The 26,569-nt window shown below is 68.8% G+C and carries 18 protein-coding genes and 1 riboswitch; of the genes, 11 read left to right on the top strand and 7 right to left on the bottom strand.

The window, feature by feature from the left end; all coding sequences use genetic code 11:
- Positions 1-31: 31 nt before the first annotated feature.
- From ACZ5Z2_RS01895 to ACZ5Z2_RS01875, 5 genes are all read left to right on the top strand, one after another.
- On the top strand, positions 32-1,855 hold the full coding sequence (locus ACZ5Z2_RS01895; RefSeq protein ID WP_464760290.1) for a type IV secretory system conjugative DNA transfer family protein: 1,824 nt from the start codon (positions 32-34) through the stop codon (positions 1,853-1,855).
- 148 nt (positions 1,856-2,003) lie between these two features.
- The gene (locus ACZ5Z2_RS01890) at positions 2,004-2,588 is read left to right on the top strand and encodes a hypothetical protein (protein ID WP_464760289.1); all 585 of its coding nucleotides are present in this window, start codon (positions 2,004-2,006) and stop codon (positions 2,586-2,588) included.
- The gene (locus ACZ5Z2_RS01885; protein ID WP_464760288.1) at positions 2,585-4,432 is read left to right on the top strand and encodes an Mbeg1-like protein; all 1,848 of its coding nucleotides are present in this window, start codon (positions 2,585-2,587) and stop codon (positions 4,430-4,432) included. The genes ACZ5Z2_RS01890 and ACZ5Z2_RS01885 overlap by 4 nt, the downstream gene beginning before the upstream one ends.
- 138 nt (positions 4,433-4,570) lie before the next feature.
- Entirely contained in the window at positions 4,571-5,944 is a 1,374-nt protein-coding gene (locus tag ACZ5Z2_RS01880) for an FAD-binding oxidoreductase (RefSeq protein WP_464760287.1), read from the top strand.
- Positions 5,941-6,534, top strand: a complete 594-nt coding sequence (locus tag ACZ5Z2_RS01875; protein WP_464760286.1) for a uracil-DNA glycosylase family protein — start codon at positions 5,941-5,943, stop codon at positions 6,532-6,534. Before ACZ5Z2_RS01880 ends, ACZ5Z2_RS01875 begins: the two co-directional genes overlap by 4 nt.
- A 410-nt stretch (positions 6,535-6,944) precedes the next feature.
- On the opposite strand, the gene ACZ5Z2_RS01870 is transcribed toward ACZ5Z2_RS01875, so the two are convergent.
- Complete coding sequence (locus ACZ5Z2_RS01870; RefSeq protein WP_464760285.1) at positions 6,945-7,574, bottom strand: homoserine/threonine efflux transporter; 630 nt, start codon at positions 7,572-7,574, stop codon at positions 6,945-6,947.
- Positions 7,575-7,730: 156 nt separating this feature from the next.
- Here ACZ5Z2_RS01870 and ACZ5Z2_RS01865 point away from each other — a divergent pair, with 156 nt between their 5' ends.
- Positions 7,731-9,011: a nucleoside permease gene (locus ACZ5Z2_RS01865; RefSeq protein WP_464760284.1), complete on the top strand. Its 1,281-nt coding sequence runs from the start codon at positions 7,731-7,733 to the stop codon at positions 9,009-9,011.
- Here ACZ5Z2_RS01865 and ACZ5Z2_RS01860 read toward each other — a convergent pair whose 3' ends face one another.
- Together ACZ5Z2_RS01860 and ACZ5Z2_RS01855 are read right to left on the bottom strand one after the other, a co-directional pair.
- Positions 9,012-10,787 (bottom strand): GGDEF domain-containing protein, encoded by a 1,776-nt coding sequence (locus ACZ5Z2_RS01860; protein WP_464760283.1) that lies wholly within the window; start codon positions 10,785-10,787, stop codon positions 9,012-9,014.
- A 104-nt stretch (positions 10,788-10,891) separates the two neighbouring features.
- Entirely contained in the window at positions 10,892-11,509 is a 618-nt protein-coding gene (locus tag ACZ5Z2_RS01855; RefSeq protein WP_464760282.1) for a flagellar basal body-associated protein FliL, read from the bottom strand.
- A 55-nt stretch (positions 11,510-11,564) separates the two neighbouring features.
- Between ACZ5Z2_RS01855 and dusB the strand changes: the two genes are divergently transcribed.
- Complete coding sequence (dusB, locus tag ACZ5Z2_RS01850) at positions 11,565-12,551, top strand: tRNA dihydrouridine synthase DusB (RefSeq protein WP_464760281.1); 987 nt, start codon at positions 11,565-11,567, stop codon at positions 12,549-12,551.
- A 21-nt stretch (positions 12,552-12,572) separates the two neighbouring features.
- On the opposite strand, the gene ACZ5Z2_RS01845 is transcribed toward dusB, so the two are convergent.
- Positions 12,573-13,400, bottom strand: coding sequence for a UDP-2,3-diacylglucosamine diphosphatase (locus ACZ5Z2_RS01845; protein WP_464760280.1), 828 nt, complete (start codon positions 13,398-13,400; stop codon positions 12,573-12,575).
- Entirely contained in the window at positions 13,397-15,106 is a 1,710-nt protein-coding gene (olsF, locus tag ACZ5Z2_RS01840; RefSeq protein WP_464760279.1) for a bifunctional ornithine lipid synthase OlsF, read from the bottom strand. The genes ACZ5Z2_RS01845 and olsF overlap by 4 nt, the downstream gene beginning before the upstream one ends.
- A gap of 174 nt (positions 15,107-15,280) precedes the next feature.
- Positions 15,281-15,650: riboswitch (cobalamin riboswitch) on the top strand.
- 182 nt (positions 15,651-15,832) lie between these two features.
- Between olsF and metE the strand changes: the two genes are divergently transcribed.
- From metE to metK, 4 genes are all read left to right on the top strand, one after another.
- Positions 15,833-18,118 carry a 5-methyltetrahydropteroyltriglutamate--homocysteine S-methyltransferase gene (gene metE / locus ACZ5Z2_RS01835; protein WP_464760278.1) on the top strand — a complete coding sequence of 762 codons (2,286 nt, stop codon included), beginning with the start codon at positions 15,833-15,835 and terminating at the stop codon, positions 18,116-18,118.
- A gap of 132 nt (positions 18,119-18,250) precedes the next feature.
- The gene (locus ACZ5Z2_RS01830; RefSeq protein WP_464760277.1) at positions 18,251-19,573 is read left to right on the top strand and encodes a GGDEF domain-containing protein; all 1,323 of its coding nucleotides are present in this window, start codon (positions 18,251-18,253) and stop codon (positions 19,571-19,573) included.
- Positions 19,574-19,607: 34 nt separating this feature from the next.
- Positions 19,608-20,954 carry a GGDEF domain-containing protein gene (locus ACZ5Z2_RS01825; protein WP_464760276.1) on the top strand — a complete coding sequence of 449 codons (1,347 nt, stop codon included), beginning with the start codon at positions 19,608-19,610 and terminating at the stop codon, positions 20,952-20,954.
- A 127-nt stretch (positions 20,955-21,081) separates the two neighbouring features.
- The gene (metK, locus tag ACZ5Z2_RS01820) at positions 21,082-22,281 is read left to right on the top strand and encodes a methionine adenosyltransferase (RefSeq protein WP_464760275.1); all 1,200 of its coding nucleotides are present in this window, start codon (positions 21,082-21,084) and stop codon (positions 22,279-22,281) included.
- 90 nt (positions 22,282-22,371) lie between these two features.
- Here metK and ACZ5Z2_RS01815 read toward each other — a convergent pair whose 3' ends face one another.
- Positions 22,372-25,239, bottom strand: a complete 2,868-nt coding sequence (locus tag ACZ5Z2_RS01815) for a serine/threonine-protein kinase (protein ID WP_464760274.1) — start codon at positions 25,237-25,239, stop codon at positions 22,372-22,374.
- A gap of 124 nt (positions 25,240-25,363) precedes the next feature.
- Positions 25,364-26,476: a D-alanyl-D-alanine carboxypeptidase family protein gene (locus ACZ5Z2_RS01810; protein ID WP_464760273.1), complete on the bottom strand. Its 1,113-nt coding sequence runs from the start codon at positions 26,474-26,476 to the stop codon at positions 25,364-25,366.
- Positions 26,477-26,569: the final 93 nt, after the last annotated feature.

Here is a 26,569-nt window from a genome sequence, read left to right as displayed (position 1 = left end):
GCCGCCCAAACATTCGATGAGATATTGAAGAATGCGCCAAGGAAAGTTGGTATTCGCAGTGATGCTGCTCGTGGCCGCCCTGCTCGGCGGCCTCTACCTCACTGACTGGCTCGCGCTGTGGCTGCTCGGCCTGAAGAACTCGCCATTGGCCTGGAACACCTGGTGGCAGTACCACCAAGCCGCCAGCTTGCCGCAGTACGCGCCCTATGCAGGCAAGATCAAGCTGGCCGGCTGGCTCGGCTTCGGTTTGCCCTTGCTGGCCTGGCTGCTGCTGTTGATCCCGCTGTCCCGGCGCAAGGCCGAGTCGCTGCACGGCGATGCCCGTTTCGCCAGCCTCCACGATCTCAAGAAAGCCGGACTGCTCACACAGACTCCGCAAGGCATCCTCGTCGGCAAGTACAAGGGACGCTACCTGTGGTTAAACGGTGCCCAGCACGCCATCGCCATTTCGCCCACGCGCTCCGGCAAGACCACCAGCATCGCCATCCCGGTGCTGCTTTCCTACGCCCAGTCGATGGTGGTGCTCGACCTCAAGGGCGAACTGTTCAAGGCCACCAGCGGTTGGCGGGAGGCGCAGGGCCATGCCGTCCGCGTGTGGGCGCCTTACGACGATTCGGGGAACACCCACCGCTTCAATCCGCTGTCCCTGATGGCCGGCATGGATCCCGGCAAACGCCTCGGCGAGATCCAGACCATGGCCGCCATCCTGTATCCGGACGAGGCGGGCAAGGATCCCTTCTGGATCAGCCAGTCGCGCGCCGCCTTCACGGCTTTCACCTCCTTCATGTTCGAGGTATGGGACGCGCAGGCGCTGGCCCAGCAGCACGCAGGCGCGCCAGCGTCGATACGACTCGATCCGAACACTTCAGCACTTTTCCCCAGCCTTGAACGCATCCTGCGCCTCTCCAGCGGCATGGATGGCAAGGGCACCAAGGAAACGCTGCAGCTGATACTCGCCGACTCCGCCTATGCCTGCGTGAGCCCGCAGACCCGCACCGTGTTCGGCAACCTGCTGGGACTGGCCGAGCAGACTTTCTCCTCGATCATCGCCACCGTGCAGGCACCGCTGCAGCAGTTCCTGAGCCCGATCCTCGCAGCGGCCACCAACGCCACGGACTTCGACGTGACCGCGCTGCGCAAGCGCCCCACTACCCTCTACATCGTCATCCCCACGAACAAGCTGGACGAGAGCAGCAAGCTCCTGAACATCTTCTTCAGCACCGTGATCGGCGCCAACCTCGGCAAGCAACTGGGCGAGGAGCCCGACCTCAAGCACCAGCTGCTGATGCTGATGGACGAGTTCACCGCCATGGGCCGGGTGGACGTGTGGGCCAAGCGCATTTCGATTTCCGCCAGCTATGGCGTGCGCGACCTGTGCATCGTGCAGAGCCGGTCGCAACTGCGCTCCGCCTACGGCGACCACGACGCGCAGAACTTCATCACCAACCACGGCGCGCAGATCGTGTTCGCCCCGCGCGAGCAGGCGGACGCCAACGAATACAGCGAAATGCTCGGCTACAAGACGGTGCGCAGGCAACAACGCAGCACCAGCCGCGGCCGTGGGCGCGACAGTCACCAGGTGTCGATCAGCTACAACGAGGAGAAGCGCGCCCTGTTCCTGCCGCAGGAGATCAAGGAGCTGCCGCAGGACGAGGAAATCATCTTCTACGAAGGCTGCAAGCCCATCCGCGCGCGCAAGAACTGGTTCTTCAAGGACAAGGCGCTCAAGGAGAGAGCCGCCATGGCGCCCGCGAAGATCGACACGGCGGCGCGAAGCATAGCGCCCGGGCCGGCCAGCGAAAGAAACATCATCCGTCCGCAACACGAGCATGCCGAGACATGGCTGGCGCAATAGGGGCAGCTCGCCGTCGCCCGGCGATTCTCGCGGGCCGCTGCAGGAGCCAACCATCTGATCGGTGCGGGATCACCAGCATCGGCGATGGCGAACCGCACACGTCACACACCCATCCGCTCCAGCCCCCAACGGTGTCAGCGTAGCCATCATGAAAACCTCCGCTCTCTTGCTCTTCACCCTGGCCTCGATCACAGGATGCTCCATGACACACGGCGACCCTACCCATCCGAAAAAGAACCCGCACCCGGTCAAGCGCTATGAAGTCACGGCCACGGCGGATGCACCTGGGCCTTGGGATTCTGTGAAGGGATACATCGTCTACGAAGTCAGCAACCGGGAATGCGTGCCACGGGGCTCGTTTACCGGTGGACAAAACATCCCGAACGTCGATTTTGATTTCGAAATGACTCGCGTGGATGACAGAACCTGGAAGGGGTACTTCTACGAAGACCTGTTGCAGGACGAGGACTACTTCGGTCTAGGCGCCTGTCATTGGGGCGTCGCCACCATCGGGCCAAAATTCATCGTGCATGGTTCGTCCTTTACTCCAGGCGACGCCTTGGACGTGTTTCGACGCAAGGGCCATGAAACCGAGTACTTCAGGAAGTCTGATTTCCTTGACGGCTCGCGGAACTTGAACGGCTTGCCCTACCTCGACACGCGACCGGAGTTCAAAAAAAGTCCTGAGCAATTCTTCCCGGTGACGGTCACTGTCAAGGAAGTCACACCATGAACCCCAACCCGGAAATCTCCGCCGAATCGGCCAACGACGCCTACGTCAACCGCTCACAAAGCCAAGTGGACAATAGCACCGTCTATCTTGACGGCCAGCGGCACCTGGTATTCGGATACAAGAATGACCCTGTTACCGGATTTCACGCCACCGCGTATCAGAATTTGTCGACCGGCAACATCGTCATCGCATATCGCGGCACCGATCCCGGGCATCTGGTTACCAAAGTCCAGGACATCGCCGTCGACGCAACGATGGTGCGGGATCGGGTCAATCCCCAAGAGGCAGCTGCGAGCGCCTTTACCCAGCAAATGATCGACAAGGCGCAAAGAAATGGCATTTCCAAAGACCGGATCACCGTAGCCGGCCACTCGCTGGGCGGAACCCTGGCCGAAATCGAGGCTCACAAGCACGGCTTGCGTGGCGCAACCTTCAACGCCTACGGAGCGGCGAGCCTGGGCTACGGCGTGCCCGCAGGCGGCAGCGAAGTCACCGACTACGTGATGGCAGGCGACGTGGTCAGTGCAGCCAGTCACCACTACGGCCACGTAGTGACGCTCGCCAGTCCGGACGACCTCAAGAGCATGCAGGCCGGGCGCTACCTGGATGCGCCGGCTGGCTCGCAGCCGCCCAACCCTTTTCTCGCCATGAGCCTGGGCGATCACAGCATCACGCACTTCACCGGCCCGGACAGCGTGCTGAAACCGGAGATGCTGGCGCAGTACGGGAAGAACTACGCCGACAACAAGGCCTCCATCGACGCCTTCCGCAACGACATCCATCACGACCGCAGCGGATTGTCCGAGGCGTTGCGCCAGGCACAGGGCCATGACGCCCATGCGCAGCTGCCGCCGGACATCCGCAGGCAACTGGACGAATACCTGACCGTGAACGTCGATCCGCTCGTCCGGGAGAAAGTCGAGCAGAACGGTGTCGTGCTGGGCGCGGAACACAGGCTGCAGACGGGTGCCGATGCCATGCATGCGGGCAGCCAGCACGTGCAGTCGCAGTTCGAGCATGTCGCCGCGGCAGCGCGCACGGCAGGCGATGCCATGGCACCGATCAACCCTGCCGCCGGCCTGACCTCCACCATCGTCGGCGAAGCCGCGCATCTGCAAGGGCAGGCCGTCCACGCCGCAGGCGATCTCGCTGCCAACGGCCTGCACGCCGCCCGGCAGGCCATCGAACACGGCGCGCACGATGCCACCCGAACCATCGATGCGGCCATCCACAGCCCTGCGGTTCAGGCGGGCGCCGTCCATCTCGTCAATGACTTCGTCGGCGCGTACCAGGCCGTCGAAAACGCCGGGCACACCGTTGAGCGCGCCTACGACCATGCCCAGCAAACCGTGTCGCACGGCGTCGACACCGTGGAGCACGGCGCGAAAAAGGCCTACGACACGCTCACGTACCCGGAACAATGGTTCGGGCACGGCACGGCGCCCGCATCCGCCGCGCAGCCTCAACACGCACGTGCCAATCCAATGGCGGAGTCGCCGTATACACGCGACGACCCGCGCCATGCGGCAAATCCCCATCATGCGCTGTATCAGGAACTGCACGAGCGCATCCCGTCCGCCAGCGAAAAGCGCCTGCTGCAGTTCACCGCCGCCTGCCATGCCGGCGGCATCAGCCACGCCAACATCGGCCCGATCGCCTACGACGAACAGCACGGCATCATGCATTTCATGACGGCCTCGACACCCAGGCCACCCGTCGCGGTGGACGTGAAAACGCCTTCGCCCGACCCGCAGAACTCCATCCACCGTATCCAGCAGGCCCATCACGTGCAGGCCCATGCCCAGAGCCCATCCCAGGCTCACAACGTGCAAATCGCGCAATAGCAGGATCGCAAGCGCTCGTACTTTCAGATCGCGAACAGGCCCCACGCACGAACCGCGGCATCAACTCGACGACGGCCCATAGATCAAAGCCGAACCGCGCGGCGACCAAATCGCACATACCATCGCTAAACTGGCGCAATGCCACTCGCCCCTGCCTTGCTGGATCTTCTGCACGAGATATTTCCGCCCGGGGCAATCTCCGTGGCCGAAGCCGAACGCCGCACCCACGCCTGCGACAACTCGCGGCTCAGCGCCTTGCCCGACGTGGTGGTGTTCCCCACCACGCACGCGCAGGTGGAAGCGCTGGTACGCGCCTGCTGCGAGCATCGCGTGCCGCTCACCGCGCGTGGCGGCGGCACCAGCTCCACGGGTGCCTCAGTGCCCCTGTCCGGCGGCGTGGTGGCGGATTTCCAACGCATGAACCGCATCCTGCGCGTCGATCCCGACAACCGCCTCGCCGTGGTGGAGCCTGGCGTGACCAACGAGGTGCTGCAACAGGCGCTGGCGCCGCATGGTTTCTTCTGGGCGCCCGACCCCGGCTCGGCGCCGTGGTGCACGGTGGGCGGCAACGTGGCCTGCAACGCCTCGGGGCCGCACGCGGTGAAATACGGCTCGACGCGCGACAACGTGCTGGGCCTCCGCGCCGTGGCCGGCAACGGCGAAAGCTTCCGCTGCGGCACGCAGACCACCAAGAGCGCCATCGGCTACGACCTCGCGCGCCTGCTGGTCGGTTCGGAAGGCACCCTGGCGGTGATCACCGAAGCCACGCTCAAGCTCACGCCGAAACCCGCCGGCCTGCGCACGCTGCGCGCAACCTACCGCGATGCGGGAAGCGCCGCGAAGGCCGTGGCGCGCATCATGGCGCAGCCGGCCACGCCCTGCGCGCTGGAGTTCATGGACGCGCTGGCGTTGCGGCTGGCCCGCGAGCATCAACCCGAAGCCGGCGTGCCCGACGCCGAAGCGCTGCTGATGATCGAACTGGACGGCGCGCCGGATGCGCTGGACGCCGCCACCGCCACGGTCGGGGCCGCCGCCCGCGTGGACGGGCTGGTGCAGTTGGAGATCGCGCGCGACGAGGCGCAGACGCGTGCGCTATGGGCTGCACGCAAGGCGCTGTCCTTCGCCCAGCGCGCAGTCACGCAGCACAAGATCAACGAGGACGTGGTGGTGCCGGTGAGCCGCCTGCCCGAACTGGTCGTCGGCGTGCGCACGCTCGGCGAAAAGCACGCCGTGCCCATCGTGAGCTTTGGCCACGCCGGCAACGGCAACCTGCACGTGAACCTGCTGCCGCGCGACGTGGACGAGATCGAGCGCGCCTACGCCGCCTTGCCCGAGCTGTTCGCGCTGGTGATCGCGCTGGACGGCACGATCTCCGGCGAGCACGGCATCGGCGCGGTCAAGCGCGAGTACATGCCGCTGGCGCTGCCAGCCGCCACGCTCGATCTGATGCGCGGCATCAAGGCCGCGTTCGATCCCGACGGCATCCTCAATCCAGGCAAGCTGTTGCCGTGAGCGAACCGGAATCCTTCGACCGGCTGATGGCGCGCGTCCGCGCCTGCCGCATCTGTGCGGCGCATTTGCCGCTGGGGTCGCGGCCGGTGGTACAGGCGTCGCCGCAATCGCGGCTGCTGATCGTGAGCCAGGCGCCGGGGCGCAAGGTGCACGAGACGGGGATCCCGTTCAACGACGCGAGCGGCGACCGCCTGCGCGAATGGCTGGGCGTCGACAGGAACGCGTTCTACGACGCCGCGAAGATCGCCATCGTACCGATGGGCTTCTGCTTTCCCGGCACCGGCAAGGGCGGCGACTTGCCGCCGCGCCCCGAATGCGCGCCGACCTGGCATCCGCATCTGCTGCCGCGACTGGAGCATGTGCGGCTGACGCTGGCGATCGGCCAGTATGCGCAGGCCGGCCTGCTGGCCGATCGGCGCGGACGCACGCTGACCGATACCGTGCTGGCCTGGCGCGAACATCTCGCGCACGGCGTGCTGCCGCTGCCGCACCCCAGCCCGCGCAACCGTTTGTGGCTGTCGCGCAATCCTTGGTTCGAGGCGGAGCTGCTGCCGGAACTGCGCCGACTGGTGGCCGAGGCGTTGCGTTAGGGATGCTCCGGTTTTGCTCGTCATCCCAGCGAAGGCTCACTACTGTCCGGAATAATTTTGAACATTCGTGGCCGCGGTCTTTCTCGTCATTCCGGCGCAGGCCGGAGGCGCTCTACAACAGCGAAGCTGGTCATCCAGTGGCCGTGCGGCCTGAGCGAACATGGTCGCTACTGGATCCCGGCCTGCGCCGGGATGACAGTCTGGATAGGTGGTCGTTATCGGAAATGAAGTCGCCTTCTCGCAATGCTTCGCGCAAGCGGCGCGGGCCTTCATCCTTCGACACCGTCCCCAGATTATTCCGGACAGCAGTGAGCGAAGGCTAGGATCCAGTGGCTGCAGATCATTGGATGTAAAGGCACTGGATTCCGGCCTTCGCCGGAATGACGTCGATGGCGACTTCGAGGCGAGTTTCAAGCCGCACGTCTGGCGAAGATCAAGTGCAAGCCGAACAGCATGAACACCGCGCCGGCGCAGCCGTCGATCCAGCGGCGCAGGCGCAGGTAGCCGCGGCGCATCGCGGGCAGCGCGAACACGCCTGCCACCAGCGCGAACCACAGCAGCGTCTCGGCCACCACCATCAACCACAATCCCCAGCGCGCCCACGCACTCTGCCCGTCGCCCACGAAGGCGGAGAAGATGCTGCCGAAATACACCACCACCTTGGGGTTGGCGAGGTTGGTGAACAGGCCGTTGCGTAGCGCGCGCCAGGGGCCATTGGCCAGCTTCACCGCGTGCATCGGTGCGCCGCCGGCAGGCGCGGCCAGCGCGCCGCGCAGCATCTTCAGCCCCATCCAGCACAGGTAGGCGCCGCCGCATACGGCGATCGCGCGCTCCAGCCACAGCAGCCGGTGCAGCAGCAGTTGCAGGCCGAGCAGCGCCAGCGCGGCCCACACCGCCACGCCCAGCGTGATGCCCATCACGCCGGCCAGCGCTTCGCGACGCGAGTGGCTCACCGCGGTCTGCGAGACGTAGAAGAAGTCCGGGCCCGGACTCATCAGGGCGATCAACTGCACAATGGCGATGGTCAGGAACAGGCTCATGCGACACGCTCCGGACAAGACGGCGGCAGCGCAGTGTAGCCGCAACCGCACGATGCGCCGCGCCTTGCCGCCCCGCCGGAGCTTCCTCTAATCTGCCCCGATCCAAGCCGCATGGCCACGGGATCGTCCCCGGCCGCACAGGGGATGTCGACGCCCATGAGCCTCAAGCTCCGCCTCACCGTGATGAACTTCCTCCAGTACTACATCTGGGGGGCGTGGCTGCTGACCATCGGCACGTGGTGGTTCCAGACCCTGCACTGGTCGGGCACGAGCTTCGGCGCGATCTTCTCGACGATGGGCATCGCTTCGCTGTTCATGCCCTCGCTGGCTGGCATCGTGGCCGACAAGTGGATCAACGCGGAGCGCCTGTACGGCCTGTTCCACGTCCTGGGCGCGGCGGTGCTGCTCGCGATACCGCATGCGGTCGATCCGCAGCAGATGTTCTGGGTGGTGCTGCTGTACATGTGCTTCTACATGCCCACCATCTCGCTCTCCATCACGGTGGCGTACAACGCGCTGAAGCAGGAAGGGCTGGACGTGGTGAGCACCTACCCGCCGATCCGCGTGTGGGGCACCGTGGGCTTCATCGCCGCCACCTGGACCACCAGCCTGCTGGGCTTCAAGGCCTCCGCCGCGCAGTTCCACGTGGCCGCGGGCGCCTCGCTGCTGCTGGGCCTGTACGCGTTCACCCTGCCGAAATGCCGGCCCAAGCTCGACGCCGCGCACAGCCGCAGCCTGACGGATCGCCTCGGCCTCACCTCGTTCGTGCTGTTCAAGAACCGCAACATGGCGGTGTTCTTCGTCTTCGCCATGCTGCTGGGCGCGGCGCTGCAGCTCACCAACGCCTACGGCGACGCCTTCCTCAGCGACTTCGTCAAGGTGCCGGCCTACGCGAACCTGCTGACGGTGAAGTACTCCACCATCATCATCTCGATCTCGCAGTTCTCCGAAACCGCGTTCATCCTCACCATCCCGTTCTTCCTGAAGCGCTTCGGCATCAAGGCGGTGATGACGATGAGCATGCTGGCGTGGGTGCTGCGCTTCGGCCTGTTCGGCTTCGGCAACCCGGCCGGCGGGCTGTGGATGATCGTGCTGTCGTGCATCGTCTACGGCATGGCCTTCGACTTCTTCAACATCTCGGGCTCCTTGTTCGTCGAAGGCCAGGCCGACCCGAAGATCCGCGCCAGCGCGCAGGGCCTGTTCATGCTGATGACCAACGGCGTGGGCGCGGTGCTGGGCAGCCTGATCGCCGGCTTCGTGATCGACCACTTCTTCACCAACCACGCCTGCGACGACACCGTGCTGATCTGCAAGGACTGGCACGGCATCTGGCTGGCCTTCGCCGCCTATGCGCTGGCGATGGCGGTGCTGTTCGTGCCGCTGTTCAAGCACCGGCACGATGCCGCCGCCGTGCGGCACGGCGTGCAGGCGCACTGATCAGCCGGCCAGCTTGTTCGCCTGCACCTGGTCGCGGCCGCCGCTCTTGGCCGCGTACAACGCGAGGTCGGCGGCGCGCATCCAGCTCGACAGGTCGTGGCAACGCACGCCGTCGAACGGCGCCACGCCGATGCTGATGGTAAGGCGTTCCACCGGCAGGTCGTCGGGCAGGCGCAACGCGGCAACCCCGGCACGCAGGGTTTCGGCCAGCCGCATGCCCTCATGCAGGCCTGCATGCGGGCACAGCACGGCGAATTCCTCGCCGCCGATGCGCGCCACGAAGGCCGGCGCATCCACCGCGCCGCTCAGGTAATCGGTAAGGATGCGCAGCACGCGGTCGCCCTGCGGATGCCCGATGCTGTCGTTGATGCGCTTGAAGTGGTCGATGTCGATGATCAGCAGCGCGTGCGGCAAGGCATGCGGATCGCGCGGGCCGTCCAGCAGCTCGTTGGCGCGCTGCTGGAACGCGCGGCGGTTCGCGATGCCGGTGAGCGGGTCGCGCAAGGCCTGCGCGCGCAGCTCGGCGGCGTGCCGGCGCTGCGCACGCAGCAGCAGCACGAGCAGGCCGACGATCAGCAGCAGGGCCACCGCCAGCATCGCGACCGTCGCGTTCACCAGCCGCTGGCGCTGTTGCTGTTCGCGCCTGCGCTCGGCCTCCGCCTGCGCCGCCTTGAGCTGCATGTCCTTCAGTTCGTTGGCGCGCTCCAGCTCGCCGATGCGCAGCTCCTTCTCGCGCGTGGCGTAGCGCTGCTCCAGCTCGGCCTCGATGGCCCGCGAGGCCGGCGTATCGGCGACATGGTCGAGCTTGCTCGCCTCGCGCTCGTCGGCCAGCGCCTGGCGCAGGTCGCCGGCCTGCTCGGCCATGACGCTTTCCACCCGCAGCATGTCGACCAACTGGCCGTTGATGCCGGCCTTGCGCGCACGCGCCACGGCCTCGCGCATGTGCGCATAGGCTTCGTCGTGCCGGCCCAGCGCCGCCTCGGCCCGCGCGATGTCGGTGCTGGAACCCAGCGAATCGCTGATGCGCCCGGTGGCCAGCTCCTGCTTCAGCGACGCCTGCGACAACGCCAGCGCCTCGCGCGCGCGGCCCTGCTTCAGGTACATCTGCGACAGGTTGTCGCCCACCATCACGACCAGCTGCGGCGCCTTGGCCCGGGCGTAGAACTGGCGCGAACGCTCGTAGGCCGCGGCCGCCTCGTCGACGCGGTTCTGCGTGGCCAGCGCGAGGCCGATGTCGTTCTCGGCGTCGCCCATGCCGAAATCGTCGCCGAGCGCGCGATAGTCGGCCAGCGCCTGCTGGCATAGCGGCAAGGCTTTTTCCGGCTTCTCGTCCAGCGTATACGCGTCGCACAGCTGGAAGCGCGCCCAGGCCACGGTGCTCGGATCGGACTGGCCAAGCACCTGCTCGGCCGCCTTCAGCGCCTCGCCCAGGCCGTCGCCGATGCCATTGGCGATGTCGTGGCGCGCGCGCAGGAAACCGGCGGCCGCGGCGGCCACCGGATCGTGGGCCACCGTGGACAGGCTGTCCAGGCGGAGCGTGGCCTCGGCCAGCGCGGCATCGTCGTTGCTGTTGATCGCCGCCGTGCCCATGCCCCACAGCAATTCGCGCTCCTGCTCAGGCGGCAAGGCGTCGCTGGCCCGGTCGAGCTGCCGGCGCACCGAGGCGATCAGGCCGTGCGGATCGGACACCGCGCGTTCGCGCCAGGCGTTCATGTGCGCGGCGGCAGGCATCGCCGTCAACACCAGCAGCACACCTAGCCACGCCTTCCGCTGCATCCGAGGACGACCCCTGTCACCTGTTTCCTGGCCGAATCATAACCTCTGCGGGTTGCCGCGACATCGTCGCCACCCATCGCGCCACGGGCCGCGCGACTCCCGGATCAATCGCCGCCATCGCCGGTCAGCAGGGGCTCCCGCACGCGTTGGCTACGTGCGGCATCCAGGCGGCCCCGGGCGTCGAAGCGCAGCACCACCAGCCAGTCGTACACGTCGCCCGGCCAGGTCTTGCGGCCGGTGATGGCCTTGGCGTCGCCGCCGAAGGCCCCGATCAGCTTGTCGATGTGGCCGTGGTGCCAGGCGATCAGCACCACCGGGGCCTGGTTGTCCTTGTCCAGCGATTTCACCAGCTTGCCCACGTCCGCGTCGGCATACGGCTGCTCGATCGGCAGGCCGAGGCGCTGCGACAGCGGCGTCAGCGTCAGGCGCGGACGGATGCTGGCCTTGCTGTCCCGGGTGGCGATCAGCCGCCCCGGCAGCAGGCTCTGGCCATCGAGCCGCAGCGGATCGAAATAGCTGGCGTAGGCCTGCGCGCGGCGTTCGCCCTGCGGGCTCAAGCCGTTGCCCGAGGCCGGCTTCTCGGCATGCCGCACGATCAGCACGGTGACATTGCTCAACCCTGGCGAGCCCTTGTCGCCATGGTCGTGGTGCGCCAGCACCGTCATCGGCAGCAGCAACAACGACAGGAACATCCATGCGTGCTTGCGCCAGATCATGCTCATGCAGTTTCTCCGTCGATTCATCAGGTTCAAAAGCCCGGCCGGGTACAATGACGCCATGCAGATCGGCCCCTACCGCATCGACCCGCCGCTGGCGCTGGCCCCCATGGCCGGCGTCACCGACAAGCCGTTCCGGCTGCTGTGCAAGCGGCTGGGCGCAGGGCTGGCCGTGTCCGAGATGACAACGGCCGACCCGCGCCTTTGGCATACGCGCAAGTCGCTGCGGCGCATGGATCACGCCGGCGAGCCCGAGCCGGTGAGCGTGCAGATCGCCGGCTACGACCCCGCCATGCTGGCCGAGGCCGCGCGCTTCAACGTGGCCAACGGCGCGCAGATCGTCGACATCAACATGGGCTGCCCGGCGAAGAAGGTGTGCAACGTGTGGTCGGGCTCCGCCCTGCTGCAGGACGAGCCGCTGGTGGCGCGCATCTGCAAGGCCGTGGCCGATGCGGTGGACGTGCCGGTGACGCTGAAGATCCGCACCGGCTGGGATCGCCAGAACAGGAACGCGCTGGCCATCGCGCGCATCGCCGAGGACGCCGGCATCGCCGCGCTGGCCGTGCACGGCCGCACCCGCGCCGACAAGTACGAAGGCGAGGCCGAATACGAGACCATCGCCGCGGTGAAGGCCAGCGTGCGCATCCCGGTGTTCGCCAACGGCGACGTGACCACGCCGCAGCAGGCCAGGCACGTGCTGGCCGCCACCGGCGCGGACGCGCTGATGATCGGCCGCGGCGCGCAGGGCCGGCCGTGGATCTTCCGCGAGATCGCCCACTACCTCGCCACCGGCGAATTGCTGCCCGAACCCGTGCCCGCCGAGGTGGCGGGGATCCTGCTCGGCCACCTGGAACACCTCTACGCTTTCTACGGCGAGCAGTCCGGCGTGCGCATCGCGCGCAAGCATCTGGGCTGGTATGCGAAGGATCGGCCGGAGAATGCCGCGTTCCGCGAAGTGGCCAACCGCGCCGAAACGGCCGCCGAGCAACTCAGGCTGACCCGCGACTATTTCGACGCGCTGTCGGTCGGCGAGCGCCTGGCGGCCTGAGCCGGCCCGCTTGCCGCTTTTTCAGGCGGCGGCTAGTACGTGCGTGGCGACAGCCATTGGCTTCGCCCGTGCCGGCAATTCGGCCAGCACCTCGCCGCGATGCCCGAGCAGGCGCAGCGCGCCGTCGGCATCCTCGGTCAACACCGTGAGGCTTTCCACCCAGTCGCCGTCGTTGGCATAGACCAGGCCGTTCCGCTCGATCAGCGCGGCGCGATGGATGTGCCCGCAGACGATGCCGTCGAGGCGGCGCCGCGCGGCATCGTCCAGCCCTGCCTGCACGAAGCGCGCGATGTAGCGTTCGGCGGCGCCGCTACGCTGCTTCACGAAGGCCGACAGCGACCAGTAGCGCAGGCCGAGCCGACGCCGCGCGAGGTTCAGCCAACGGTTGCAGCTCAGGATGCGGTAGTAGATCCAGTCGCCCAGGCGCTCCTGCAAGCCGCCGAACTGGGTGACGTTGTCGTAGTCGTCGCCATGCGTCACCAGCAGGCGGCGGCCGTCCGCGGTGACGTGCACCGCGCGCCGGCGCACCCGCATGCCGGGCAGCATCAGCCCGCACACCCGCCGCAACGGGCGGTCGTGGTTGCCGGGGATGTAGACCAGCGTGGTGCCGCGCCGGTGCAGGGCGTGCAGCGCCTCGACCACCCGCGCGCAGGCGCCGTTCCAGCGCGTGCGCCGCCGCGCGATCCACCACAGGTCGACGATGTCGCCCACCAGGTACAGCCGCTCGCAGCGCAGGCCGTCGAGGAAGTCCGCCAGTTCCGCCGCGTGGCAATGCCTGGCGCCCAGGTGCACGTCGGAGATGAACGCCGCGCGCAGGCGGCGCTCGCCGCCGGGCGCCGCGCGCTTCATGCCGGCGCTCCCTGCGGGCGTTGCAGGTAGCGCTGGCGCTTGCGCGGCCGCAGCTGCTCCAGATCCACCTCGATCAGGCCATCGACGGAGCCGCTGAAGTCCGGATCCACGCCGAAGGCGAGGAAGCGCGCGCCGTCGGGCTCGCACAGCTCGGTGTACTGCTTGTAGAGCATCGGCACCGAGGCGCCGAGCCGGGCGAGCGCGGCCTTCATCGCATCGAAGGCGGCGTCGATGTCGAGGCCGTCGAAGGTCGGTGCGGGCGCCTGGAAGGCGAACGGCCGCCGGGCGCCGGCCAGCGCCCGCTCGCTGCCGTAGAAGCGCTGGTAGTAGGCCACCACCTGCTCGCTGGCGTCGCGCGGCAGCGCGGCGCTGATCGACACCGCGCCGTAGAGATAGCGCACGCCCGGATAGCGCTGCAGGTAGGCGCCGATGCCTTGCCACAGGTAGTCGAGGCTGCGGCTGCCCCAGTAGTCCGGCACCACGAAGCTGCGGCCCAGTTCCAGACCCGCCGCCAGCCGCGGCACGGCCTCGTCCGCGTAGCGGAACAGCGAAGCCGTATACAGGCCGGCCAGCCCGCTGCGCGCCAGTGCCTCGGCGCCGCGCATCACGCGATAGGCGCCGGCGATGCGCGCGGCCTGCGTGTCCCATACCAGGATGTGGTCGTAATGCGCATCGTAGGCGTCGAGATCGCGGCTGCAGCCGGTGCCCTCGCCCACCTCGCGGAAGGTCAGCTCGCGCAGCCGGCCGATCTCCTGCAACAACGGCGAACCGCCGGCGTCACGCGCCAGGCGGATCTGCTTGCCGTCGCTGGTGCAGCCAAGCAGTTCGGTGGCCGCCACCGCGGCCACCAGCGCACCCGCTTCGATCGGCGGCGCCAGCGGCGCGGGCCCCAGCACGACGGGCGCCGCCGCGTCGCGACCGATGGCGTACAACGCGTGGCGGATGCGCCGGAGCGCGGCGCACTCGTGCTCGCCGTACGCGATGGTCGTCGGATGGCCCACGTGCAGGCGTACCGGGCGCCTCCGGCAGGCGAACATCTCCCGCGCCAGCAGCGCCGTCGATGCCGGCCGGCACAGCGCGGAAACGCCGTAGAACAAGGCCGAGTTGCGCGCCTCGATGCGCACCGGCAACACCCGCGCCGACGCGCGGCGCGCGAAGCGCAGGAAGCCGGGGCGCCAACGCGTGTCGCGCACGCCGCGCAGGCCCAGCCGCGAAACCTCGCCGGCCGGGAACACGATCACGCATTCGCCAGCGCGCAGCGCGCGCTCCACCCGACGCAGGCTGCCCGCGCCGGCGGCGCCGCCGAACACGCGCACCGGCAGTAGCAGTTCCGCCAGCGGCTCCACCAGCGCCAGCACCTCGTTGGCGACGATGCGCACGTCGCGCCGCACCCGCCCCACCGCGTCCAGCAGCGCCAGCGCGTCGAGCGCGCCGGAGGGATGGTTGGCCACGATCAGCAATGGCCCGCTCGCGGGGATGCGCGCCAGCGCGTCCGCATCCAGCTCGCAGTGCAGTTGCAGGTAGCGCAACGCGGCTTCGACGAAGGCGAAACCGCGCAGTCCGGCATGCTCCGCGCAGAAGGCATCGATCCCGCTGAAGCCCGACCAGCGCGCCAGTCCGTGCAGCAGCGGCACCGCAAGCCGCCCGCGATGCCCCCTGAACCAGTGCGGATAGCGCTGCTGAAGACGCTGTTCGATGGCTTGCATGGCGGGATCTCCCGGCGTGGCCCGTCGCAAGATTGCACGACCATCGGGACGCCGGCGTTGCGCTTGCGCGTCAGCCGCGTGACAACGGCGACGGCACCGCAGCATCCGAGAATCACGCCGCGGACTTCTCGCGCCGCTCAGCATTCCGCGTTGACTTTGGCCGTCCAGACGGCTAATTTGCGCAGCGCCAAGGGTAATCATCTCTTTATGCGAATACGGAGATGACTCAAGGGAAGCCGGTGCGAATCCGGCGCTGCCCCGCAGCGGTATGTGGAAACGACCTCCGTCACCAGCACTGGGCCAAGGAGCCCGGGAAGCGACGGACAGTAGGTAGGGAGTGTTGGCGGTAGAAACGCAAGCGGCTGCGGCTTCGCCGTTTTGGGCATCTTTCGCGCCGGCTTTCGACCCATGGAACCACCATGGGTCTTCAAACCGACGCAAAACCTGTCCAAAACGGACGTTGCCTCGCTCGCCTGGTTTCCACCGCCAGCACTCCGGCACTTCGTCCACGAGCCCGAATACCTGCCCCGGCCGGAAGCGGCACGCCGCTTCCGCACGACCTGGCGCCTCCGCGGGGAGGGCCGGAGCCTGCGCACGCCCTTGCCGGCCCGCGCCGGTTCCGCCTGCCCGCGCCGCCGGTTCGCCCGCGGGGGCGAAGGTCAACGGCGCGGCGGAAGCCGGCCACCCTTCGTTCCTCTTTGCCCATCCATGCAAGAGGAATCATCCATGTCACTCGTTACCCATCTCGGCTTCCCGCGCATCGGCCTCAAGCGCGAGCTGAAGCGCGCGCTGGAAGCCCACTGGCAAGGCGACGCGCCGGCCGAAGCCCTGCTCGACACCGCGCGCGAACTGCGCGCACGGCACTGGCAGCTGGCCCGCGACACCGGCACCGACGTCGTGCCCTGCAACGACTTCAGCCTGTACGACCACGTGCTCGACACCGCCGTGCTGTTCGACGCGATCCCGGATCGCTACCGACCGGTGTTCGCCGAAAGCCGTCTGGACGGCTATTTCGCGATGGCGCGCGGCCACAAGCGCGGCGGCCACGACCTGCACGCGCTGGAAATGACCAAGTGGTTCGACACCAACTACCACTACCTGGTGCCGGAGCTGCACGCCGGCCAGCGCTTCACCCTCGCCGGCGACAAGCCGCTGGCGGAATTCCGCGAGGCGCAGGCGCTGGGCCACCGCGCACGGCCCGTGCTGCTGGGGCCGGTGTCCTTCCTGCTGCTGTCCAAGACCGTGGACGGCAGCGACCGGCTCGACCTGCTTGATGCCCTGCTGCCTGCCTACGCCAAGCTGCTGCGCCAGCTGGCAGAAGCCGGTGCGGACTGGGTGCAGCTCGACGAACCCTGCTTCGCGCTCGACCAGGACGCCGACGACCACGCCGCCTACCGCAAGGCCTACGCGGCGCTCGCGGCAGCAGGCGGCCCGAAGATCCTGCTCGCCAGCTACTTCGGCGCGCTGGGCGACAACCTCGCGCTGGCCGCCGGCCTGCCGGTGGCCGGCCTGCACGTCGACCTGGCGCGCGCACCGCAGCAGCTCGATGCCGTGCTCGATGCGCTGCCCGAAGGCCGCGTGCTGAGCGCCGGCGTGGTGGACGGCCGCAACGTGTGGCGCAGCCGCCCCGGCCAGGTGCTGCCGCTGCTGCGCAAGGCGCACGCGCGGCTGGGCGGAGAACGGCTGTGGCTGGCGCCCTCCTGCTCGCTGCTGCACGTGCCGATCGACCTCGGCGCCGAGACGGCGCTGTCCGCGGAGCGCCGCGCGTCCATGGCGTTCGCCAGGCAGAAGCTGGAAGAACTGCGCGCCTACGCCGACGCGCTGGCCGGCCACGCCGAAGCCGAGGCGGCCTTGCAGGCGCAGCAGACCCTGCTCGACCGGCAGGAGCAGCAGCCCGGCGTGCGGAACCCCGCCGTGCGCGCCCGCCTCAACGCGCTCAGCCCGCAGATGTCGCTGCGCCGCTCGCCCTACGCCACGCGCCGCATCGCGCAGGACGAGGTGCTCGCGCTGCCGTCGCTGCCCACCACCACCATCGGCTCGTTCCCGCAGACCGACGAGCTGCGCCAGGCGCGCGCCGCGCACCGCGCCGGCAGGCTGGCCGATGCCGACTACCAGGCCAGGCTCGAAGCCGAAGTCGAGCGCGTGGTGCGCTTCCAGGAAGACATCGGGCTGGACGTGCTGGTGCATGGCGAGCCCGAGCGCAACGACATGGTGGAGTACTTCGGCGAGCAGCTGGACGGCTACCTGTTCACCCGGCTCGGCTGGGTGCAGAGCTACGGCTCGCGCTGCGTGAAGCCGCCGGTGATCTGGGGCGACGTGGCGCGCCCCGCGCCGATGACGGTGCGCTGGTCGGCGTTCGCGCAATCGCTCACCGACAGGCCGATGAAGGGCATGCTCACCGGCCCGGTGACCATGCTGCAGTGGTCGTTCGTGCGCGACGACCTGCCGCGCGAAACCGTGTGCCGGCAGATCGCGCTGGCGCTGCGCGACGAGGTGCACGACCTGGAGGCCGCCGGCATCCGCGCCATCCAGATCGACGAACCCGCGCTGCGCGAAGGCCTGCCGCTGCGCCGCGCCGACTGGCCGGCCTACCTCGCCTGGGCGGTGGAGTGCTTCCGCATCGCGGCCGGCGGCGTGCGCGACGCCACCCAGATCCACACCCACATGTGCTACTCGGAGTTCAACGACATCATCGAGGCGGTGGCCGCGATGGACGCCGACGTGATCTCGATCGAGACCAGCCGCTCGCGGATGGAACTGCTGGATGCCTTCGTGCGCTTCCGCTACCCCAACGGCATCGGCCCCGGCGTGTACGACATCCATTCGCCGCGCGTGCCGGCGCAGGAGGAGATGCTGGCCCTACTGCGCAAGGCGCTTGAAGTGCTGGATGCCGGCCAGTTGTGGGTCAACCCCGACTGCGGCCTGAAGACCCGCGGCTGGAAGGAAACCGAACCCGCGCTGCGCGGCATGGTGGATTGCGCCCGCCGGTTGCGCGTCGGCATCGCCGCCTGATCGTCCCAGGCGGGAACCGGCGGAGGCGCCGCGGGGCGCTTCCGCCGGCCGGCGCCTTCGCCTGACGCATGACAAAGCGCAGACATGAAACAGGTTTAAGATGCCCGGAAACCTGCCGATGGCTACACCCTGATGGACTCCGCCCCGCCCGCCGCCGCTCCGCACGACAAAGCCGACATGCTCAAGTTGCGGGAGGCGCAATGGCGGCGCGTGGGCGTGCTGCTGCGCAACCTGCTGGCGCACCTGGCCGGCCCGGGCGATCTGCACAGCCAGGCGCTGGACACCACGCTGGCCGAACTGCGCGGCGCCATGCGCGAAACCGGCGGCGACAACCGCATCCCCACCCTGCTCGGCGCCCTGGCCAAGGCCGTGAAGGCGCTGGACGATCCGGCCGTCCACGCCGAGCCGCTCGCCGCTGCGCCGGCCGCGCCGCTGGCGGCAAACGAGCTCCTGCTCGCCGTGCTCGACCATATGCAGCTCGAAGACCCCACGGCCGAGCTGGCGGGACTGCGCGAGCGCATCGTCGGGTGCACCGATGCACCGGCGCTGCGCGAACATGGCCACGCGCTGGTCGCCCTGGTCAACGAGCGCCTGCGCAAGCTGGCCGAGGAACGCCAGGCCGCGTCCGTGCTGCTGCATCACATCAACTGCCACCTCGGCACGCTGGCCGAATACATCGATCAGGACGAAAGCGCCGGACGGGACGCCGCCGAGGCCTGCCGCCTGGCGAACGAGCGCCTGCTCGACGAGGTGCAACTGCTGGACGACTGCACCGGTTCGGCAGCCGACCTGGCCACGCTGCGCCGCGACGTCCGCGCCCGGCTGGCGATCATCCGCGACCACCTCGTCGACACGCACAACCGCGAGCAGGCGCGCGAGCAGGACTGGCAGAAGCGCCTCAAGCGCTCGCGCCATCGCGTGCGGCAACTGGAAGACGACATCGAACGCATGGAGACCATGCTGGCGGCGAAGGGCCACCTGGTCGACACCGACGCGCTCACCGGCCTCGCCAACCGCCGCGCGCTGGAAGCGCGCATGCCCGACATCTGCAATGCGCAGCCGGGTCGCGTCAGCCTGCTGATGGTGGACATCGACCACTTCAAGGAAATCAACGACCGCCTCGGCCACGGCGCCGGCGACCGCGCCCTGCGCATCGTCGCCGAGCAATTGCAGGCCGCCCTGCGCCCGGGCGATTTCCTCGCCCGCTACGGCGGCGAGGAGTTCGTGGCCATCCTGGAGGCCGGCTCCGAGGAGGCCATGCTCGTGGCCGAACGGCTGCGCGAACGGCTGGAGCGCACCCGCTTCCGCAGCCAGGATCAGCCCGTGCGCGTCACCCTTTCCTGCGGCGTCGCCACCGTGCAGGCCGGCGACACCCCCGGAAGCGTGTTCGACCGCGCCGACCGCGCGCTGTACCAGGCCAAGCGCGCCGGCCGCAACCGCTGCATGGCACTCTAGAAGCCAGGAGCCTGCCGCCTTGGGATCACCGCCGATGGATACCCTCCGCACCGAGCCCGCCGCAACCGACGCCGCCGAGATGCTGGAACGCGAGCAGGCGCGCTGGCGCGACCTGGACGCCCTGCTGCGCCGCTTGCTGTCGCGCCTGACCTACGCCGCGGAAGGCCGCAACGCCGGCCTGGACGGCGTACTCGGCAACATCCGCCTGGCCACCCGCAACACCCTCGACGAACAGCACATCCTGCCATTGCTGGACGAGCTGACCGACGCGGTGGCCGCGCTGGACGAAGACTCCATCCGGCCCGCTCTGCCCGCGCCGCAAGCCACCCTCCCGCCAGCGCAGGCCGAGGAACCGCCCGAGCTGGATCGCCTGCTGCTGGCCATCCTCGACCGCCTGCCGCTGGGCGAACCCGCCGAACCCGAACTGGAGGCGCTGCGCGAACGCATCGTCGGCTGCCGCGACGCCGCCCTGCTGCAGGCGCATGGCGAAGCGCTGGCCGCGCTGGTCGCGCGCCGGCTCGAGCAACTGGAAGAAGCCCAGCGCAGCGCCGGCCGCCTGCTGAGCCACGTGGACGACGAGCTGACCGCGCTGACCGAGCACCTCGACCAGGACGACCAGTCGCGCAACGCCGTGGTCGCGGCGCGGCGCGAACTGGGCGAACGCATGGCCGGCGAAGTGCTGGCGCTGGGCGAACGCGCCCGCTCGGCGCCGGATCTGGCCAGCCTGCAGGCCGACGTGCAGGCGCGGCTGGCCACGGTCGGCGCCCACCTCGCCGCGTTACGCGAGCGCGAGCAGCTGCGCGAGCGGGCGTGGCACGAGCACGCCGCGCGCATGCGCGAACGCATCCGCGAGCTGGAATCCAGCACCCGCAGCATGGAGGCCACGCTCAAGCAGAAGCTGCAGCTGGCCGACACCGACCCGCTCACCGGCCTGGCCAACCGCCGCGCGCTGGAAGCGCGCATGGCCTCGCTGTGCGAAGCGGACGCGCCCGTCACCAGCCTGCTGATCCTGGACATCGACCACTTCAAGAACATCAACGACCAGCTCGGCCACGCCGCCGGCGATCGCGCGCTGCGCATCGTGGCCGAACAGCTGCAGGCCGCCCTGCGCCCCGGCGACTACCTCGCCCGCTACGGCGGCGAGGAGTTCGTCGCCCTGCTCGCCGCCGACGGCAGCGAGGCGATGCGGGTGGCCGAGCGCCTGCGCATCCGCATCGGCCAGACACGCTTCCACAGCCAGAACCAGGTGGTGCCGATCACCCTGTCCTGCGGCATCGCCACCGTGCATCCCGACGATACGTCCGACAGCGTGTTCGAGCGCGCCGACCAGGCGCTCTATCGCGCCAAGAGCAACGGCCGCGACCGCTGCGAGGCGGCGTGAGCCACGGCAAATAGCCGTCCATCCGTCCAGAACCCGGTTCAGCCGGGGGTACAACGCCGGCGCGGCGGGATGGTATGATGCCGCACTTTCTTTTATCTCTTTATCCGTACACGAGGATATAAACGCGATGTCCAGCCACCTGTTCACTTCCGAATCGGTCTCCGAAGGCCATCCGGACAAGGTCGCCGACCAGATCTCCGATGCCGTGCTCGACGCGATCCTCGCGCAGGATCCGCGCGCCCGCGTGGCCTGCGAAACCATGGTCAAGACCGGCGTGGCCATCGTCGCCGGCGAGATCACCACCAGCGCCTGGATCGACCTCGAGGCGATCACCCGCAAGGTGATCCTCGACATCGGCTACGACTCCAGCGACGTCGGCTTCGACGGCGCCACCTGCGGCGTGCTGAACCTGATCGGCAAGCAGTCCCCGGACATCAACCAGGGCGTGGATCGCAAGAAGCCCGAGGAACAGGGCGCCGGCGACCAGGGCCTGATGTTCGGCTACGCCACCAACGAAACCAAGGACGGCATGCCGGCGGCGATCCACTACTCGCACCGCTTGGTCGAGCAGCAGGCCAAGGTGCGCAAGAAGAAGAACTCGCCGCTGCCGTGGCTGCGCCCGGACGCCAAGAGCCAGGTCACCCTGCGCTACGACAACGGCGTGGCCACCGCCATCGACGCCGTGGTGCTCAGCACCCAGCACGATCCGGGCATCAAGCAGAAGGATCTGATCGAGGCCGTGCGCGAGCACATCATCAAGCCCGTGCTGCCGGCCAAGCTGCTGCACAAGGGCACCAAGTTCCACATCAACCCGACCGGCAAGTTCGAGATCGGCGGCCCGGTGGGCGACTGCGGCCTGACCGGCCGCAAGATCATCGTCGACACCTACGGCGGCTGGGCCCGCCACGGCGGCGGCGCGTTCTCCGGCAAGGATCCGTCCAAGGTCGACCGTTCGGCCGCCTACGCCGCGCGCTACGTGGCCAAGAACATCGTGGCCGCCGGCATCGCCGACCGCTGCGAGGTGCAGGTGAGCTACGCCATCGGCGTGGCCGAGCCCACCTCGATCTCGGTCACCACCTTCGGCACCGGCAGGATCAGCGACGACAAGATCGAGAAGCTGATCCGCAAGCACTTCGACCTGCGCCCGTACGGCATCCTCAAGATGCTGGATCTCATCCACCCGATGTACCAGCAGACCGCCAGCTACGGCCACTTCGGGCGCACGCCCTACGAGGTCAAGGACAAGAACGGCAAGGTCTACACCGCGTTCTCGTGGGAAAAGACCGACAAGGCCGAAGCGCTGCGGGCGGATGCCAAGCTGAAGTAAGCCGGCACCTGCCGCACGAAAGGAAACGGGCCGCGCGATGTGGCCCGTTTCTTTTTCCCGTACACGAGGCCGACGCCACGCACGTGGCGACTACGGCTTGAGCGCACCGATCGCATCGTCGCGCACGCTACGCATGGCAGCGTTGAGCGTCTTTGGATCCATCGCGATCACCGGGTCGAGGTAGCGCCGGCGCACCTCAGCGGCGGCACCGGTGTCGCGAAGCTTCACCAGCGCCAGGTACAACCCCGTGGCGGTCTCGATGGTGTGCGGTGCGGTCGTGCCCATGCTGCGCGCACGCGCGTCCAGCGCCTGCCGGTAGGCGTCGCGGGCGGCGGCCCAGTCGCCGAGGTCGCTGTCGATGTCGCCGATCATGTTCAGCGTGCCCAGCATGACCGGATCGTCCGGCGCCAGCGCCTTGCGCTGGCCGGCCAAGGTGAGTTCGGCCTGCTGCCGGGCCTCGCGGTACTCGCCCGCCTTGTCGAGCAGGCCGGCCAGGCTGCCGCGCGCCAGCAGGGTGTTCGGGTGTTCGATGCCGAGCTGGCGCACATGCGCATCCAGCAGCGTGCGCTCCAGGGCGATGGCTTGCCGGTAATACGGCTGTGCCGCGCGATTGCTGGAAGCGCGGTCACCCTCCTTGGCGAGCAGGGCGATCAAACCGGTGGTAGCGGAAAGGGTGCGCGGATTGTCCGCACCATAATGGGCACGCCGCGCGTCGATCACGTGCTGGATCTCGGCCTGCACACGCTGCAACCCGGGCAGATCGTTGGTCAGTTTCGTCGCCCCGATGGCGGCGAGGTAGCGGGCGTCCTGCGTGGCCGGGTGATTGGCACCCAGCAGGCGCTCGCGGATCGCAGCCACCTGGCTGGCCAATGCCAGCGAACGCTCGAACTCTCCCTGCGAGTAAAGCAGCTTGGCCAAGGTCAGGGTGGCACCCAGCGTTTCCGGGTGCTCGTCGCCCAGCACGCGGCGATCCAGCGCGACCAGCGGCTCGAGCCGCTGCCGCGCCTGGGAGGCGCGGCCCATCTGCACCAGGGTGTCGATCTCGTCGTGACGCAGCGCCATCAACGCCCGGTCGGTATCGGGCACGCGTGGCGCCAATTGCGCGATCAGCCGCTGCTGCATCGCCAGGGCCTGCTGGCGATGCCCCTGCGCCACCAGCAGGCGCGCAACGCCGGATTCGGCCGCGACGCGCAGCGCATCGGTGGGCGCATCGGCCCGTGCCAGTCTTTCGGCCTGGGCGTACATGTCCGCTGCGGCCGCGGTCTGCCCCTGTCGCTCCAGTGCCTGCGCCAGATCCACGCACACGGAAAGCTGGCCGCGGTCGCCTGCGGGCAGCAGCTTCGCGCGGATCGCGAGCACCTTGCGCAACTCGCTGGCGGCATGGGCGTAGCTGCCGATGCCCAGCAGCGCCCGCGCCAACGACTGGCGCAAGTCGGCGCCCAGCAGCGGCGCATCGGGGAAGGCGCGATCGAGTCCGTCGAGCGTGTGCCCGATCACGTAGCCGTCCATCGCCTCGCGTGCGATGTCGGTGGCTTGCACGCCGGCGAAGGCCTTGGCCAGCGCATCGTCCGGCACCGGCGTCGATGCCAGCGCCGCACCGACCTGCCGCTGCGTGGCGGCGACCATGGCATGTCCCATCGCGCCGATGTCCACGCTGTCGTACATGGTCTGCTGGAACTGCACCATGCGTTCCAGTTGCTGCTGGCGCTGCCCGGCCAGCCGCTGCTGCACGCGCGCCTGGTGCAGCGAATACAGCGAGGTGAACAGCCCCGCCAGCACGCTGAGCAGCAGCGCGGCGGCGGCAGTCAGCGGCCAGCGGTTGCGCTGCAGGAAACGGCGCGTGCGGTACAGGCGCTGGCCGCGCCGCGCCAGCACCGGACGCTGCGCCAGCCAGTTGCGCAAGTCGGCGGCGAGCGCGTCCACGCTGGCGTAGCGCTCGCCGGCCTTGCGGCGCAGCGCCTTCAGCGCGATCGCGTCGATGTCGGCGGGAATGGCGCGGCGCGGCGCCTCGCCCGTTTTCGCGCTGCGGCTGGGCGGCACGATCTCGCCGGCGACGATGGCGTGGCTGAGCTGGTGCGGCGTGGTGATGTGCTGCCACGGCCGCTGCCCGGCCATCAGCTGGTACAGCACCATGCCCAGCCCGTACACGTCCACCGCGGTGGTCAGCGGTTGCTGTTCGATCTGCTCCGGGCTGGCGTAGGCCAGCGTGAGCGCGCGCTGGCCGGTGACGGTGAGCGTGCTTTCCACCGCCTGCTCGTCGATCAGCCGGGCGATGCCGAAGTCCAGCAGCTTGGGTTCGCCGTGCGCGTCGACCAGGATGTTGGCGGGCTTGAGGTCGCGGTGGATCACCAGGTTGCGGTGCGCGTACTCCACCGCGGCGCAGACCTTGAGGAACAGCCGCGCGCGCTCGCGCAGGCCCAGCCCGCGTTGCTCGCACCATTCGTCGATGCGCTCGCCCTCGACGTATTCCATCGCCAGGAAGGGCTGGCCGTCGGCCAGCACGCCGCCGTCGAGCAGGCGCGCGATGCCGGGATGCTCCAGCCGCGCCAGCATTTGCCGCTCGCGCACGAAGCGCTCCTGCAGCGTGGGCGAGCCCACGGCCCCGGCGCCCAGCACCTTCAGCGCCACCTGCTGCACGAAGCCGGCATCCTCGCGCTCGGCGAGGTAGACCACACCCATGCCGCCTTCGCCCAGCCGGCGCACCAGGCGGTAATGACGCGGGGCGTCGGCCTGCGCGTCCTGTCCGCTGAGATCCACCGTGTCGCCCGGCGCCAGCGGCAGCGTGGCGGTGTGGCTGCTCTCGACGGCAGCGATCATCCAGCGCACTTCGCGCGCCAGCGCCTCGTCATTGCCGCACTCGCGCGCAATCGCCGCGTCGCGCCCGGACACGCCGGTTTCCAGCACGCCCATGGCGATGCGCTTGGCGTGCAGATAGCGGTCGGTCAGTTGACCGGTCATGGAAGCCCCTGTGGTTGCACTTGCGCACGGCATTCCCGCTGTGCGCCGGAGCGCCGCAGGATAGCCGAATGCACTGGCTTGCTGCGCCGGAAGCGCGGGCTACTGGGAAGCCTGGAACAGGTTCCTAGCCGTCCGATTCGCGGCGCGAGGCGACCACCACCGGCGGTTTCCTGGCCGGTTCGTGGCGCGTCGCAAGGCGCGGCTCCGCATGGTGCACGCGATGCGCGACGGTGCGGCGGCAACTGCTGCCCTTGCGCGCGCCGCAGTTGCGGCTGGCCACCACGGTGGCCTTGTCGCGGCGCGCCTTGCGAACCGGCGCGGCGCGGCGCTGCGGGGCCGGCACGGTATCCGCTTCGGCGGTCTGGATCGGCGAGATCGCTTCGAGCAGGCGCGCGGCGCGGCTGCCCGCACGCACGCCACCGGCCTGCGCCACGAGAATGGGCGGAGTCGGGCGGCCGTCGAAACCGTCGTCCAGCAGGCGCGCCATCAGGCGGTCGCGGCCCGAGGCGGTGCGGCTGCCCAGCACCACGGCGAACAAACGCTGGCCGTCGCGCACCGCGGTGGAGGCGAGGTTGAAGCCGGAGGCGTCGGTGAAACCGGTCTTCAGGCCGTCCATGCCCGGGTAGCGGTACATCAGGTTGTTGTGTCCGCGCACGATGTGGCCGCGGAACACGAACTCCTGCGTGGCGAAGAAGTGCGCGTACTGCGGGAAATCGCGGTACAGCGCCATCGCCAGCTTCACCAAGTCGTGCGCGGTGGAGGTGTTGTTCGGGTCGGGCAGGCCGGAAGCGTTGGCGAAGTGCGTGTCGCTCATGCCGAGCAGCGCGGCCTGCGCGTTCATCATCCCGGCGAAGCGGCTCTCGCTGCCGCCGATGCCCTCGGCCATCACGGTGGCGGCATCGTTGGCCGACTTGGTGATCATGCCGAGGATGCAATCCTGCACCGCGATGGTCTGGCCGGCGCGCAGGCCCAGCTTGGTGGGCGGCTTGCTCGCCGCCCAGGCGGATATCGGGAGCTGCTGGTCGAGGCTCAGCTTGCCGCTCTTCAACTCCTGGAAAGCGATGTAGAGCGTCATCATCTTGGTGAGCGAGGCGGGATAGTCGCGCTGGTCGGCGTTGACCTGCTGGAGGATCTGGCCGGTGCTGCCGTCCACGACGATGGCCGCGTAGCCGGCATGCGCCGCGGCAGCGAAACCGCCGAGGCCGCACAGCAGCGCCAGCATCAGTAGCGTGCGCATGCGAAACAGCATCCGCCCCCACCCCGTCGATTCGATGGCCACCCCGATTCCTCGCAAACAGACTGCAAAAGCATTGCCCTACCCCAGCGCGAC

The sequence above is a fragment of the Rhodanobacter sp. G1 genome (assembly GCF_055397855.1).
Note: the sequence above shows the minus strand (reverse complement) of the source record. Positions and strands in the feature narration are given on the sequence as shown.

What these genes read in the sequence shown, in the direction of transcription:
- ACZ5Z2_RS01845 (WP_464760280.1), bottom strand. Translation starts at nt 13,400, where the DNA reads ATGAAGCGCGCGGCGCCCGGCGGCGAGCGCCGCCTGCGCGCGGCGTTC.
- ACZ5Z2_RS01810 (WP_464760273.1), bottom strand. Translation starts at nt 26,476, where the DNA reads ATGCGCACGCTACTGATGCTGGCGCTGCTGTGCGGCCTCGGCGGTTTC.
- ACZ5Z2_RS01890 (WP_464760289.1), top strand. Translation starts at nt 2,004, where the DNA reads ATGAAAACCTCCGCTCTCTTGCTCTTCACCCTGGCCTCGATCACAGGA.
- olsF (WP_464760279.1), bottom strand. Translation starts at nt 15,106, where the DNA reads ATGCAAGCCATCGAACAGCGTCTTCAGCAGCGCTATCCGCACTGGTTC.
- ACZ5Z2_RS01860 (WP_464760283.1), bottom strand. Translation starts at nt 10,787, where the DNA reads ATGCAGCGGAAGGCGTGGCTAGGTGTGCTGCTGGTGTTGACGGCGATG.
- ACZ5Z2_RS01865 (WP_464760284.1), top strand. Translation starts at nt 7,731, where the DNA reads ATGAGCCTCAAGCTCCGCCTCACCGTGATGAACTTCCTCCAGTACTAC.
- ACZ5Z2_RS01855 (WP_464760282.1), bottom strand. Translation starts at nt 11,509, where the DNA reads ATGAGCATGATCTGGCGCAAGCACGCATGGATGTTCCTGTCGTTGTTG.
- ACZ5Z2_RS01825 (WP_464760276.1), top strand. Translation starts at nt 19,608, where the DNA reads ATGGATACCCTCCGCACCGAGCCCGCCGCAACCGACGCCGCCGAGATG.
- ACZ5Z2_RS01895 (WP_464760290.1), top strand. Translation starts at nt 32, where the DNA reads ATGCGCCAAGGAAAGTTGGTATTCGCAGTGATGCTGCTCGTGGCCGCC.
- metK (WP_464760275.1), top strand. Translation starts at nt 21,082, where the DNA reads ATGTCCAGCCACCTGTTCACTTCCGAATCGGTCTCCGAAGGCCATCCG.
- ACZ5Z2_RS01830 (WP_464760277.1), top strand. Translation starts at nt 18,251, where the DNA reads ATGGACTCCGCCCCGCCCGCCGCCGCTCCGCACGACAAAGCCGACATG.
- dusB (WP_464760281.1), top strand. Translation starts at nt 11,565, where the DNA reads ATGCAGATCGGCCCCTACCGCATCGACCCGCCGCTGGCGCTGGCCCCC.
- ACZ5Z2_RS01880 (WP_464760287.1), top strand. Translation starts at nt 4,571, where the DNA reads ATGCCACTCGCCCCTGCCTTGCTGGATCTTCTGCACGAGATATTTCCG.
- ACZ5Z2_RS01885 (WP_464760288.1), top strand. Translation starts at nt 2,585, where the DNA reads ATGAACCCCAACCCGGAAATCTCCGCCGAATCGGCCAACGACGCCTAC.
- ACZ5Z2_RS01815 (WP_464760274.1), bottom strand. Translation starts at nt 25,239, where the DNA reads ATGACCGGTCAACTGACCGACCGCTATCTGCACGCCAAGCGCATCGCC.
- metE (WP_464760278.1), top strand. Translation starts at nt 15,833, where the DNA reads ATGTCACTCGTTACCCATCTCGGCTTCCCGCGCATCGGCCTCAAGCGC.
- ACZ5Z2_RS01870 (WP_464760285.1), bottom strand. Translation starts at nt 7,574, where the DNA reads ATGAGCCTGTTCCTGACCATCGCCATTGTGCAGTTGATCGCCCTGATG.